The sequence below is a fragment of the Photorhabdus khanii NC19 genome (assembly GCF_000517265.1).
GTDB classification, from domain to species: domain Bacteria; phylum Pseudomonadota; class Gammaproteobacteria; order Enterobacterales; family Enterobacteriaceae; genus Photorhabdus; species Photorhabdus khanii.
The window spans coordinates 211,807-223,813 of the sequence record NZ_AYSJ01000004.1 but is presented as its reverse complement, the minus strand read 5'-3'; the positions used below and the strand labels follow the sequence as shown (position 1 = coordinate 223,813).

Annotated in this window: 14 protein-coding genes and 3 pseudogenes; 5 read left to right on the top strand and 12 right to left on the bottom strand. The window is 45.3% G+C overall.

The features are described 5' to 3' along the window. Positions 1 to 35 precede the first annotated feature (35 nt). Positions 36 to 752 carry a purine-nucleoside phosphorylase gene (gene deoD / locus PTE_RS05410; RefSeq protein ID WP_036843897.1) on the top strand — a complete coding sequence of 239 codons (717 nt, stop codon included), beginning with the start codon at positions 36 to 38 and terminating at the stop codon, positions 750 to 752. Positions 753 to 840: 88 nt separating this feature from the next. On the opposite strand, the gene PTE_RS05405 is transcribed toward deoD, so the two are convergent. Further along, positions 841 to 1,995 (bottom strand): trans-sulfuration enzyme family protein, encoded by a 1,155-nt coding sequence (locus tag PTE_RS05405; protein ID WP_036843896.1) that lies wholly within the window; start codon positions 1,993 to 1,995, stop codon positions 841 to 843. A 21-nt stretch (positions 1,996 to 2,016) separates the two neighbouring features. Beyond that, positions 2,017 to 3,384, bottom strand: a complete 1,368-nt coding sequence (locus PTE_RS05400; RefSeq protein ID WP_036843894.1) for a pyridoxal-phosphate dependent enzyme — start codon at positions 3,382 to 3,384, stop codon at positions 2,017 to 2,019. Positions 3,385 to 4,488: 1,104 nt separating this feature from the next. On the opposite strand from PTE_RS05400, the gene PTE_RS26960 reads away from it, so the two are divergent. Beyond that, positions 4,489 to 4,626 carry a SymE family type I addiction module toxin gene (locus PTE_RS26960; RefSeq protein WP_422615314.1) on the top strand — a complete coding sequence of 46 codons (138 nt, stop codon included), beginning with the start codon at positions 4,489 to 4,491 and terminating at the stop codon, positions 4,624 to 4,626. Between the two features lie 67 nt (positions 4,627 to 4,693). Then, on the top strand, positions 4,694 to 5,236 hold the full coding sequence (locus PTE_RS05395; RefSeq protein ID WP_036843893.1) for an RNA 2'-phosphotransferase: 543 nt from the start codon (positions 4,694 to 4,696) through the stop codon (positions 5,234 to 5,236). A 6-nt stretch (positions 5,237 to 5,242) separates the two neighbouring features. Here the strand turns inward: PTE_RS05395 and PTE_RS05390 are convergent, their stop codons facing one another. The 5 genes from PTE_RS05390 to tnpA form a co-directional block, all read right to left on the bottom strand. Then, complete coding sequence (locus tag PTE_RS05390) at positions 5,243 to 5,668, bottom strand: hypothetical protein (protein ID WP_036843892.1); 426 nt, start codon at positions 5,666 to 5,668, stop codon at positions 5,243 to 5,245. After that, positions 5,668 to 5,967: a hypothetical protein gene (locus PTE_RS05385; RefSeq protein WP_036843891.1), complete on the bottom strand. Its 300-nt coding sequence runs from the start codon at positions 5,965 to 5,967 to the stop codon at positions 5,668 to 5,670. The genes PTE_RS05390 and PTE_RS05385 overlap by 1 nt, the downstream gene beginning before the upstream one ends. 89 nt (positions 5,968 to 6,056) lie before the next feature. Next, positions 6,057 to 6,749 carry a VENN motif pre-toxin domain-containing protein gene (locus PTE_RS05380; RefSeq protein ID WP_051477194.1) on the bottom strand — a complete coding sequence of 231 codons (693 nt, stop codon included), beginning with the start codon at positions 6,747 to 6,749 and terminating at the stop codon, positions 6,057 to 6,059. A 19-nt stretch (positions 6,750 to 6,768) separates the two neighbouring features. Continuing rightward, positions 6,769 to 6,975: an IS66 family insertion sequence element accessory protein TnpB gene (gene tnpB, locus PTE_RS05375; RefSeq protein WP_422615313.1), complete on the bottom strand. Its 207-nt coding sequence runs from the start codon at positions 6,973 to 6,975 to the stop codon at positions 6,769 to 6,771. Then, positions 6,969 to 7,271 carry an IS66 family insertion sequence element accessory protein TnpA gene (tnpA, locus tag PTE_RS05370; RefSeq protein WP_036843889.1) on the bottom strand — a complete coding sequence of 101 codons (303 nt, stop codon included), beginning with the start codon at positions 7,269 to 7,271 and terminating at the stop codon, positions 6,969 to 6,971. The genes tnpB and tnpA overlap by 7 nt, the downstream gene beginning before the upstream one ends. Before the next feature lie 68 nt (positions 7,272 to 7,339). On the opposite strand from tnpA, the gene PTE_RS05365 reads away from it, so the two are divergent. After that, positions 7,340 to 7,543, top strand: a complete 204-nt coding sequence (locus PTE_RS05365) for a SymE family type I addiction module toxin (protein WP_036843888.1) — start codon at positions 7,340 to 7,342, stop codon at positions 7,541 to 7,543. Positions 7,544 to 7,589: 46 nt separating this feature from the next. Here the strand turns inward: PTE_RS05365 and PTE_RS05360 are convergent, their stop codons facing one another. The 5 genes and pseudogenes from PTE_RS05360 to PTE_RS25595 all read right to left on the bottom strand — a co-directional run. Then, positions 7,590 to 7,922 carry a hypothetical protein gene (locus tag PTE_RS05360; protein ID WP_036843887.1) on the bottom strand — a complete coding sequence of 111 codons (333 nt, stop codon included), beginning with the start codon at positions 7,920 to 7,922 and terminating at the stop codon, positions 7,590 to 7,592. Next, positions 7,919 to 9,328: pseudogene (locus PTE_RS24415) on the bottom strand (DNA/RNA non-specific endonuclease); the annotation flags it as partial. The gene PTE_RS05360 and the pseudogene PTE_RS24415, both read right to left, overlap by 4 nt. A gap of 2 nt (positions 9,329 to 9,330) precedes the next feature. After that, positions 9,331 to 9,936 carry a hypothetical protein gene (locus PTE_RS05350; protein WP_036843886.1) on the bottom strand — a complete coding sequence of 202 codons (606 nt, stop codon included), beginning with the start codon at positions 9,934 to 9,936 and terminating at the stop codon, positions 9,331 to 9,333. Then, positions 9,933 to 10,979: a hypothetical protein gene (locus PTE_RS26345; protein ID WP_245218999.1), complete on the bottom strand. Its 1,047-nt coding sequence runs from the start codon at positions 10,977 to 10,979 to the stop codon at positions 9,933 to 9,935. Before PTE_RS26345 ends, PTE_RS05350 begins: the two co-directional genes overlap by 4 nt. A gap of 24 nt (positions 10,980 to 11,003) precedes the next feature. Next, a pseudogene (locus PTE_RS25595) lies at positions 11,004 to 11,834 on the bottom strand (VENN motif pre-toxin domain-containing protein); the annotation flags it as partial. On the opposite strand from PTE_RS25595, the pseudogene PTE_RS05340 reads away from it, so the two are divergent. After that, positions 11,828 to 12,007, top strand: a pseudogene (locus tag PTE_RS05340) (SymE family type I addiction module toxin); the annotation flags it as partial. The pseudogenes PTE_RS25595 and PTE_RS05340 overlap by 7 nt on opposite strands.

Here is a 12,007-nt window from a genome sequence, read left to right as displayed (position 1 = left end):
AAATAACCAGTAAATAAGAAACAAGGAATTTAATTATGGCCACTCCCCATATTAATGCCGAGATGGGCGATTTTGCAGATGTTGTTCTGATGCCTGGCGATCCATTACGTGCAAAATACATTGCTGAAACTTTTCTGCAAGATGTTCGGCAGGTAAATAATGTTCGCGGTATGCTGGGTTTCACCGGGACTTATAAAGGCCGTCCGATTTCCGTGATGGGACACGGTATGGGTATCCCATCCTGCTCTATCTATGCGAAAGAATTGATCGCCGATTTTGGCGTTAAAGTCCTTATCCGTGTGGGTTCCTGTGGTTCGGTACGTCACGACATTAAATTGCGTGATGTGGTGATTGGCATGGGTGCATGTACTGACTCCAAAGTTAACCGCATACGTTTTAAAGATCATGACTTTGCCGCGATTGCTGATTTCGATCTGGTCCGTAATGCGGTTGATGCCGCTAAAGCAAAAAACATTAAAGCGCATGTAGGCAACATTTTCTCCATTGAACTGTTCTATACACCCGATACACAAATGTACGATGTAATGGAAAAGTACGGTATTTTGGGTGTAGAAATGGAAGCGGCAGGTATCTACAGTGTTGCAGCTGAATATGGCGCAAAAGCACTGACTATCTGTACCGTTTCTGATCATATTCGTACAGGTGAACATGTTATTGCAGAAGAGCGTCAGACGACATTTAACGAAATGATTGAAATCGCGCTGGAATCTGTGCTGTTGGGTGATAAATAACCCTCTGCTCTTTATTTTCAGTTGCATAATAAAGAACGGTTTTTAGCTAATGCCAGTCAGTTAAGCGGCTGACTGGCGTTTCTCTCTTTTATTGCGCTGCTTTTTCTAACGCCTGAGCCAAATCTGCGATGAGATCCTCCGCATCTTCTATACCCACTGAAATCCTCACTAACTGTGGAGTAATCCCGGAAGCCAGACGCTTCTCTAACGGAATAGAAGCGTGAGTCATACTAAATGGCTGGCCTATCAAGCTTTCCACTCCGCCCAGACTTTCCGCCAGTGTAAATAATTTCAACTCTTGAATCAGCCGACGGGCATAATCGTCATCACCTTTTAAATGAACAGAAATCATACCGCCAAAGCCCTTCATCTGGCGCTTAGCCAGCTCATGCTGCGGATGAGAAGGGAGACCGGGATAAAAAACAGTTTCGATCTGTGGTTGTTGCGTCAACCAGTGTGCGATCTTTTCCGCACTGTCGATGTGACGCTGCATTCGCAGAGCAAGCGTACGCATTCCACGTAGTACCAGGAAACTGCTAAATGGATCGAGCACGCCACCCACCGAGTTTTGCAGAAAACTGAGTTTTTCTGCCAGGTCTGCATCCTTGCCGACGACGGCCAGCCCGGCGATGACATCGGAATGACCATTAAGATACTTAGTCGCTGAGTGCACCACGATATCAAATCCCAGATCAAGCGGGCGCTGAATATACGGGGAGGCGAAAGTATTATCTGCCACGCTGATGATACCGTGTCGTTGTGCTATTTGCGCGATAGCAGCCAGATCGGCCAGTTTTAGCAGTGGATTAGTGGGTGTTTCCACCCAGATCATTTTTGTATCGGGACGAATTGCGGCTTCGAGACCGGCAATATCATGCGCTTCAACATAAGTGACACGCAAACCGGCGCTACGGCTGCGTACTTTTTCTAGCAGCCGATAGGTACCACCGTACAGATCATCTACTGCTACCAAATGGCTGTCTTTATCCAGCAGCTCCAGCACCGTAGAACTGGCAGCCAGACCTGAACTGAACGCATATCCCCGGCTGCCGTTTTCCAGTTCGGCTATCGCGCTTTCCAGCGCATCACGCGTCGGGTTGCCACTGCGGGAATATTCATAACCAGTGTGCTGGCCGGGAGCTGACTGGGCATAAGTTGAAGTTGCATAAATCGCCGGCATTACTGCGCCGGTGTGATCAGGTGTATAGCCGGCGTGAACAGTTTTGGTATCAAACTTGGTCATAGAATTATTCCTGCAAAAAGATCAATTAAGTTGCTGACGCCATGCGTTCAGCACATCTGTACGAGTCACCAGCCCGAGGAAACAGCCATTATCGACGATCAGCGCGACATGTCCGGCATCGAAAGTTGCCATCAATTGTTGCAAAGAAGCGTTTTTATCCAGCGTCTTCACTTGATGAGTCATCGCGTGGCTAACGGGGAGAGTAAAATTGTGTGGATTAGCCTGTACTGTGTGCATCAAATCCCACTCATCAATAATGCCTGCCACCTGTTCATCTTTCAGCACTGGCAACTGAGAAATCTCATACAGGCGCATTCGGGTATGAGCGGTTTTCAATGTATCTTCCGGCGACACAAAAACCGTAGCGCCATCCTGATAGCGGTAGGTGATATAGTCGCTCAGATCGTGCTGTAGCACACGTGACTGGAACCCTTGTTCCAGCATCCAGTAATCGTTAAACATCTTTGACAGGTACTTGTTCCCGCTATCACAGGCTAGTGTAACCACGCGTTTCGGTGTGGTTTGCGAACGGCAATAGCGCAGTGCGGCGGCTAATAGAGTGCCACTAGAAGAACCGGCCAGTACACCTTCCTTTAACAGCAGATCACGTGCACTGGAGAACGCTTCTGCATCATTGACGCGATATGCGTGGTGCACCCGGCTAAAATCGCCCAGAGGAGGAACAAAATCTTCGCCGATACCTTCCACTTGCCAGCTCCCGGCTTCGCCATATTTACCGTGTTCGATATAGTCCACTAGGATAGAACCGTTTGGATCGGCCAGTACAAACTCGGTTTCTGGTGAGACTTGAGCAAAATAATTGCTCAGACCGCCCAGCGTACCGCCGGAACCGACACCGATCACCACGGCATCAACGTTGTGATCCATTTGCTGCCAGATCTCCGGGCCGGTAGTGGCGGTGTGAGCTGCTGAGTTAGCCGGATTATTGAACTGATCGATATAATAAGCGCCGGGAATTTCTTGAGCCAGACGCAGGGCATAATCCTGATAATATTCTGGATGGCCTTTGCTGACATCGGAACGGGTCAGACGCACATCGGTACCTAGTGCACGCAGGTGAAACACCTTCTCCCGGCTCATCTTATCTGGAACGACCAGAATCAGCTTATAACCTTTCAGGGAGGCGACCAGGGCTAACCCGATACCGGTATTGCCGGCAGTGGCTTCGATAATCGTCCCTCCGGGTTGAAGCAGCCCCTGTTTTTCTGCCTGCTCGATCATTGAAAGAGCGACGCGATCTTTAATAGAGCCACCGGGGTTTTGATTCTCCAACTTAATAAATAATTGACACTGACCAGTATTCAGATGCGTTAACTCCAGCAATGGGGTATTGCCAATCATATCGAGAACAGAGCGTGACGTGGTCATATCATCTCCAGATAATCCGTTATATTCAGATAGTTATAAAGGATAACTCTGTAGATATGTTTCTCTGAAAGAATGAATAGCAACCATATATAGCCAAATGGCATATATTAATTTTATTTTGGATGTCGAGATGTGTGGACGTTTAGAAGTGTATGTTTATTAGTTTGTTAAATGAGGTGGCTTTATAAATATTTATCTTAACTTTGTTATTTAATATTTACCTAACCTGACATAATCATTTAAAAGCACGAATACAGAGGTATTAAAGCTTTTATATTAAGGACGGATTTAACTCAATAAATGCAACTTTTCATAATGAGAGTTAATTGTATTTAATTGGAAATCATTAACCATTAATAGAGAGTTGAATAAAATCCACACGTAAAAAAATATTATCCTAACAGATGGGTGTTTAAGCGTTTTATCGCCAGTTATTTTACGAAGAAAATCATAAAAATAATGCAATAAAAAGGGATAAAACGGTTAATCTGGTAGGGTTTAAGCTTTGAAAAAGGGGGTGATTATCCGAAAAGATAGAAAAATCGAAAAACAGAGTCAGTAAAGATAAAAACAGGTATAATTAGCGTTCGTTAAATGTAAAACACGATATCCGATGATGGTTAAACTTAACAAAAAGCAGGCGCTAAAAGGGGTAAAAGCAACGGTTAAAGCTTTATACCGATTAAAACCATAAGTTAAAAAATGACTTTTAATAATAGCTTAAAGCCTGCCCATCAGATAAATACAATTTTTCAAAAGGAGAATTAATTTTATTTAATCGAAGATCATAAACCATTAATAGCGAGTTGAAAAGAAATCCGCATGTAAAAGAATATTACCTGAATAGATGAGTATTAAAGTGCTTTCTCGCCGGTTATTTTACGAAGAAAACCATAAAATAACGCAATAAAAAAGGGATAAAACGGTTAATCTGGCAGGATTTAAGCCCTGAAAAAGCGGCTAATTATCCGAAAAAACAACATCAGTAAAGATAAAAAGTGGGTATGATTAACGTTAGTTAAACGTAAAAAACGATATCCGATGATGATTAAACTTAATAAAAGGCAGGCGCTAAAAGGAATAAACAGGTAGCCGGTAACGGCTATTCCTACCGCAGTCCTTAACCGGGACAGGCCCAACTTGTACCCGAAGATCACCGTTAAGGGGCGCTGGTTGGAAGAATTAGGATTCATCACCGGGCCGGGCAATCCGTCATCATTACTACGGAAAAAGGCTGGTTGATTATCAGTAAGATAGCAATGTAAAATAATCGCCTCGGTATATAAGACGGGGTCTTTTTGAGACTAATATGAGTAAACAATACGTAGAAGTCAGTAAATTTCTAAGCTATGTTTTACGCCACCAACCTGAAGTTATTGGTCTGACTCTGGATAATGAAGGATGGGCAGATATTAACACTTTGATTGTTTGTGCAGAGAAAGAAGGAAAACAACTAGGTCTGTCACTTATAAAATCTGTTGTTGAAAGAAGTGATAAAAAGCGATTTGCGATTTCTGAAGATGGTTTACGCATTCGAGCTGTTCAAGGGCATTCATTACAGCAGGTTGATATTAACTATAAGCAACAGATCCCTCCTGAGCTTTTATACCATGGGACAGCAACTCGTTTTATTGATTCTATTCGTGAGCAGGGATTAATGGCCGGCTCACGCCAATATGTACATTTATCAAGCAATGAGGCTACAGCCGTAGCTGTTGGGCAACGCCACGGTAATCCAATAGTATTAAAGATTAAAGCCCTGTCGATGTACGAGCAGGGCTTTAAATTTTATCAGGCTGATAATGGAGTTTGGCTAGCTAAAACAGTACCTTTTCAGTTTATTTGTGATTAAACACTACTATTCATCAGCTTGTTCTGCTTTGTAACGGGCTGATTCTTCTTCTGCTAAGTTAAACCATGCAGAAAAATTTTCTAAGTTATACCGTTGATCCCAGTTTATATCCTGAGATCTACAACCGTAATCATGAAAATAAACTTTAGGATCCCCACTAATATCATCACCATCAAAGCAGGCTAAAACTACATATCCATCGTTATATAACCCTGACGGATCACTGGCTATTGCAAATGGGATTAATGTCTTATCTTTATATTTGTTCAGCATGGCTCCATAATAGCTTAAGGATGTAGCCATATCACCATAAAGGAAAGTCCACGGTTCTATATTAATGATGGAGTTTTGTGTTGCCAATAGAATGTATTTCTTTGGAAACTTAAACCCCACAGGTAATATTGGACTATCATATAAATATATCTCAGGCATTATTTCTTACCTCTAATTTTAGGTGATTGTTCAGCGCCATAAGGATTTAATTCGCTAAATTTACCAGACTGATTATTAATCCTACCTTGGATAGCTTCTCCCCATGTTTGATATTGTTCCCAATTTCTAGCCTTTTGCATTTCTGGAGTTAGAGGTTCATCAAAACTACGTACTGTAGCTTTTACCTCAATACCAGCCTCTCTGGCCGCACTAATACGAGTATTGTCCATGCTTGTTATTTTTCCATCAGGCATTTTAACAACATCAATAGGCTCTCCTTTCCAACCATTCGTTTTCATACTGTTTACTATCATCGTAGGTATATTTTTCACCTGTTGTACGATCAACTTTATTATATGAAACACTGTTCTGGGATAAACGAACTTCACTAGCATTCAGTATTGTTGAACCTGTTGTCCCTTTTCCGGTGACCGGCTAGCCTGGCAGCCAGAGTGGAGAGGGTGCTGATAGTCTGCTTCTCCTCTTCACTTAATTCACTGACTTTAACATTTTCTCCATGAAAGTGCTTAACCAGTGCCTGAGCCGCCAGTTCACCGGAAGCGGCACCTGCTGCCCCGGCCAGTGCATTGTTGCCACTGGCTTCCGCAACTACGGCTCCCAGAATCGCATGGGCTAGCGTATTGGTGGCAACATCCACTCTTCCGGTTTGTGGGTCGGTGGTCAAGTCTTTAATCACCCCGGCCAGATACGGTGAAGCCCCGCCCGCCAGTGCCTGACCAATATTACCCCCTGCCAGTCCCTGAATGGCTGCCGTTGCGGCCTGTAAAGCGGTCTGGTATTTACCCCCGGTGCCGAAGCCCGAATCATTCAATGCCTGATTGTAAGCCGTGTTGTAAATTTGGTTTTTAATGTCATCCTCAGTTGGGGGGAAAGTGCTGGTTTTCGCCAGTTTCGCTCTGGCGTCCGCTTTGTCCTGCTCACTGATATTCGCCATTTTCGCGTTAGCAGCTTTGGTGGCGATAATAGACCCTTCAGTACCGGCAATATCACTGTTGTTTGTGCTTATTTCGGATAGCAATCGTGCCATCACTGACTGCCGCATGAGTGGTGCTTTGGGCATGGCCTTCTCAGATGCACTTTCAGTTGCGTATCGCCCCAGTGCAGAGCGGTCCGAATATCCCGCCGGGTAAAACCTTGAGACGGGAGCGGGCCTTGTTGCAGAAAACAAAAGCGGCTTCTTCCTGCCAGCGCAAATTCAGTCCCTCAAGGTGTTGGGTCAAGGCATCAATGCCCCGGCGCATGTCGACGGGCTCTCGCACCAGAAAGAGCTGTTGCGGTTTCAGCATCGGGCCAGTACCCGCATCACGTCAGGCAACAGCGTCAATGGACAGGCGACGGCATAACCGTCTGGGGTAGGCAGGGTGACGGTGTGCGTGTCGTCAGGCTGGAGTAAAACCGGCAAGATGGCGGGCCGTGTCTGGCTGAGAGGTTGGCGCATTTTGTGACTGTCGGCAATCCAGTCGCGGAAAGAGGAAAAACTCAGCTGATGCTGTTCACAATACTGTTTTCGGGTCAGGCCACTGTGCCGCCATTGGGTCACATGGTGTTGTTTTTGCTCCGGGGTATATCGGCTACGGCTCATGGTGTCAGTCTCCAAATAAAGAAAGGAAACGGTAGCGTGCATGGATCGGAGGGGAAGGACAAGGTGAGATGACCGGAATATTACATAAAATCGGCTATATCAGCCGATGTCACACCAACCGCCACACTGGCATGACCCGCTATTACAGCCAGCACCCCAGTTTGCATCTTAAGGGCAACTGGCTGGAAGAGGCGGGCTTTATGACCGGGCAGCCGGTGCAGGTCAGCATTGAGCACGGGCTGTTGATTATCCGGCTTGTTGAGAACAGTTGACGACTAAAGGAAAAATCCCAGCACCTCGGCTGGGATCTCTTTCTGGTTAGTCTTCGTATTTAAATTCTATATTGATCTTCATCTTTTCAAGATCCACTTTAACTAAACAACCATTCCATGCCGGAAGCCCATTAGTGAGATGGTTTTCTATGTAGTATTTCCTCAATTCTACTAATAATAATCTAAGATCATAGCTAGCGTTTTTATCAGGGACAAACCAGTCTTGATGCCCTTTGTTATCTGTATAATCATATTCATATTCGCAAGTATCACCTTCTGGAGATAACCTAGCACACACAATTATTTCCCGTGCATCCTCTGGGCCAGCATCAACAAGCAATTGACCAATTTTATTATGAAGAGTATCTAATTCCTTCATTTCTTCCCGCCTCCAGGTATATTGCTAATATCTTTCACTATTGGCCTACCTCCATCAATGGAATACGTTACGCTAAAACTTTCGGGACGTACGTTATTACCTTTATAAACAGGTTCAACTTTAACATTAACTTGCTTACCTTCCTTCAAAGCACTAGCCCAAGTATTTTCCATTTGTTTCCAAGCACCTTTATTCAGGTTTCCATCCATTGGCACAAGGTTTAATTTTTCACCAGGCCCATTAAATACACTGGCGATTAAGTGACCACCTTCATCTCCTGGATTACCACATTTACCGGCTTTACACTGTTGATAAGTATTACGATCATTCTTGGACAAAGACAGAGATCCTTCAGCAAGGCTAGTGCGACCAAGTGAATCGGTCTGGAATGTTTTATTTCCATCAACATGATAGACCGTATTCGGCTCAGGTTTATTCAGCGTCTTATTCCAAGCCCTCTTCTTACCTGAGTCTACGATAACAACATTCTTTCCTTCGGTGACGGCACCAGACTTACCCCCTCTGTTGCTCATTCCACCGGTTACAGCCCCTAATGCGGCACCCGCCAAAATTTCCGCACGCTGCTTATCCAGACTGTACTGCTTTTCAAGTTTCTGCGCAAACTCCGTACTGGTCACAATCCCTAATTCATCCATTTGCTGCATCAGCAAAACAGACAGATCATTCTTCATGCTCCATGGAATATCTTCACCCAGTGCCTTATCAATCGCCTGACGTACTAACATACTGTTGGCGGGGAGTTCACCGTATTTTTCTTTACAAGCCGCAGGATCGGAAGCACAGGTCACAATCAACTCATTGCGTTGCGTCAGACTCAAATCTTCCATTTCTTTCACGATCTGATTGCAGTCGCCACGCGCCTCGCACCCTTTGGCTCTGGCCGCAAAATCATCGATTTGGTCAGCGCTCAAAAAGTTATTCTCAATCGCATTCTTCCCAGCTTGGGCACCAGTAACGGCACTGCCGGTGGAGTCACCCGCAATCCCGCCTGCCAGCCCGGCAGCCAGAGTGGAGAGGGTGCTGATAGTCTGCTTCTCCTCTTCACTTAATTCACTGACTTTAACATTTTCTCCATGAAAGTGCTTAACCAGTGCCTGAGCCGCCAGTTCACCGGAAGCCGCACCTGCTGCCCCGGCCAGTGCATTGTTGCCACTGGCTTCCGCAACTACGGCTCCCAGAATTGCATGGGCTAGCGTATTGGTAGCAACATCCACTCTTCCGGTTTGTGGGTCGGTGGTCAAGTCTTTAATCACCCCGGCCAGATACGGTGAAGCCCCGCCCGCCAGTGCCTGACCAATATTACCCCCTGCCAGTCCCTGAATGGCTGCCGTCGCGGCCTGTAAGGCAGTCTGGTATTTACCGCCGGTACCAAAGCCTGAGTCATTATTTATTCTGAGTACATTTTCGGGAAATAGATGTTGATAAGATCATTATCTAATACACGATCAACCGTAAAATCGATAGTATCAGATACAGCAATCCCTCTTCGTAGCTCACTAGGGAAGTCGTCTATTGAAGCGTAAACTGTTGGCATCAGATACCTAAAATAGTCCCCCATTTTGGTTTCTCCATCATAACCTACAGGATAATCTTGGCCTGGATTACTACCTTCTATAGCTTGGTATATATGAAATCCTTTATTGATAGATAAATTAGTATCACTATAATTACCTGACTCAATGAAATCGTCTTGTATATATTTTTCTACTTCATTTCTGGAAGAAAAACAGTTGTATTGATATGCAGAATACATATCTAAAATAGTATTACCTTGTTTATCTACAGGGTAATTTACGAACACACTAGATTCTTCCCACATATACTCATTAAGGTGCTCTAATAACTCGTCTGCATCATGTATAGATAATAATACCTTAGGTAAATCACCAAACCCATTGTTTATCATTACCGCTATCTTACCTTTCTTATCCATAGCAAACCATGTAAAAACAGAACCAAACCCAGGTTCCCAATCAGTATTTAATGTATTCATTTGTCAATTACCCCGTCTTTCCAAACTACTCCACAATTTTCACAAGTAGGAACTTTTGCCTTAGATGGTATATCTTTTTTTCGCCATACATCTCTAGGTCTAAGAGCCTGAGTAAACTTAATTCTTGATGGTTCTACTCCTTGCCGCACTAACTGATCAGCTGCTGAAACCTCAGCACAAGCTCCGGCTTTATTTTTACAGAAATTAGTAAATTCACCTATTTTTACCCCTAACTGCTTCTCTACATATTCTACTGTCGTCGGATGTAAAGTATCTCTGGTTATCTTTTTATTGCTTGAGCCTACTGCTGTTTTTCCTGTTAATGGGTCATAAGCTCCAATCATTGTAGAGATGTCTGTTGCTTTAGTTTTAGAAGGAAAATTGTGAATTTCATTTATTAAATCTTGCTGCGCTTTAGTTGCTAATGCACTAGTTGCATTTGATGATGAAGTTTTTAGTTCTTTCTCAGCATAAGGCAACGAATTCCCATCAAATTTACTACTTAGATGTTTAACATCTGTGACCGTTCCCTGATTTTTCGGACTATATTGTCCTTCGCCTGCACTCCAGTTGTCACCTTTGTTAACAGCAGGTGATTTCTCTGCCTGGCCTGTTGTTCCTTTTGCTATATTCTGTTCAAATATTGCCCCTGTTTTCCCTCCGGTAGGCAAGCCTTTTGCAGGGACAACCACACTCGTTAGCACCCCTGCCAGATTCTCCAGCGCTACCTGATCCCCCTGCGAAGCTTTAGTGGCCGTATCCTTGATAGCGTTCCATGTTTCACCATTTACCAGTGAGCTCAGAGCTTTTCCTGCCGCCTGATCTTTCTTGTTTAGATCACTTATAGCCTGATTACAGTAGCTGTCTCCTGTTGCGCAGCTCGTTAAGGCCATGGCTGCATCAAGTACCGTATCCCCTCCGGCCATAACAAAATCACCCGCTTCACTGACTGCGTTTAAGACGCCGTTGGTGAGCTGAGATGCAAGGTTTTCCCCCATTTTGTCCCTGACTTGCGACTTCCAGTATTCCGTACTTTCTTTCACCGACTCTCTGGCTTTATCTCCCACCAGCGAGTTATTTTCTACCGCATTCTTCCAGCTTGGGCACCAGTAACGGCACTGCCGGTGGAGTCACCCGCAATCCCGCCTGCCAGCCCGGCAGCCAGAGTGGAGAGGGTGCTGATAGTCTGCTTCTCCTCTTCACTTAATTCACTGACTTTAACATTTTCTCCATGAAAGTGCTTAACCAGTGCCTGAGCCGCCAGTTCACCGGAAGCGGCACCTGCTGCCCCGGCCAGTGCATTGTTGCCACTGGCTTCCGCAACTACGGCTCCCAGAATCGCATGGGCTAGCGTATTGGTGGCAATATCCACTCTTCCGGTTTGTGGGTCGGTGGTCAAGTCTTTAATCACCCCGGCCAGATACGGTGAAGCCCCGCCCGCCAGTGCCTGACCAATATTACCCCCTGCCAGTCCCTGAATGGCTGCCGTNGCGGCCTGTAANGCGGTCTGGTATTTNCCNCCGGTNCCNAAGCCCGAATCATTCAATGCCTGATTGTAAGCCGTGTTGTAAATTTGGTTTTTAATGTCATCCTCAGTTGGGGGGANAGTGCTGGTTTTCGCCAGTTTCGCTCTGGCGTCCGCTTTGTCCTGCTCACTGATATTCGCCATTTTCGCGTTAGCAGCTTTGGTGGCGATAATAGACCCTTCAGTACCGGCAATATCAATCACCTGTGCGCTGATTTCCCGAATGAGTTGTGCCTGTCTCAGTCGTTTCTGTTCTTTCTCTTTATCAAAGATAGGGCTTAACGCATTGCCGGCATGTCGGTTCACGCTCATGGCGGATAGGAATCGTGCCATCACTGACTGCCGCATGAGTGGTGCTTTGGGCATGGCCTTCTTAGCACCCGCCACGAAGACCGCAGCACAGGGATGACCCGTTATTACAGCCAGCATCCCAGCCTGCACCTTAAAGGCAACTGGCTGGAAGAGGCCGGGTTTGCGACCGGACAGCCGGTACGGGTCTGCGTTGAGCACGGGCTGTTGGTTATCTGGCTTGTTGAGAACAGCTGA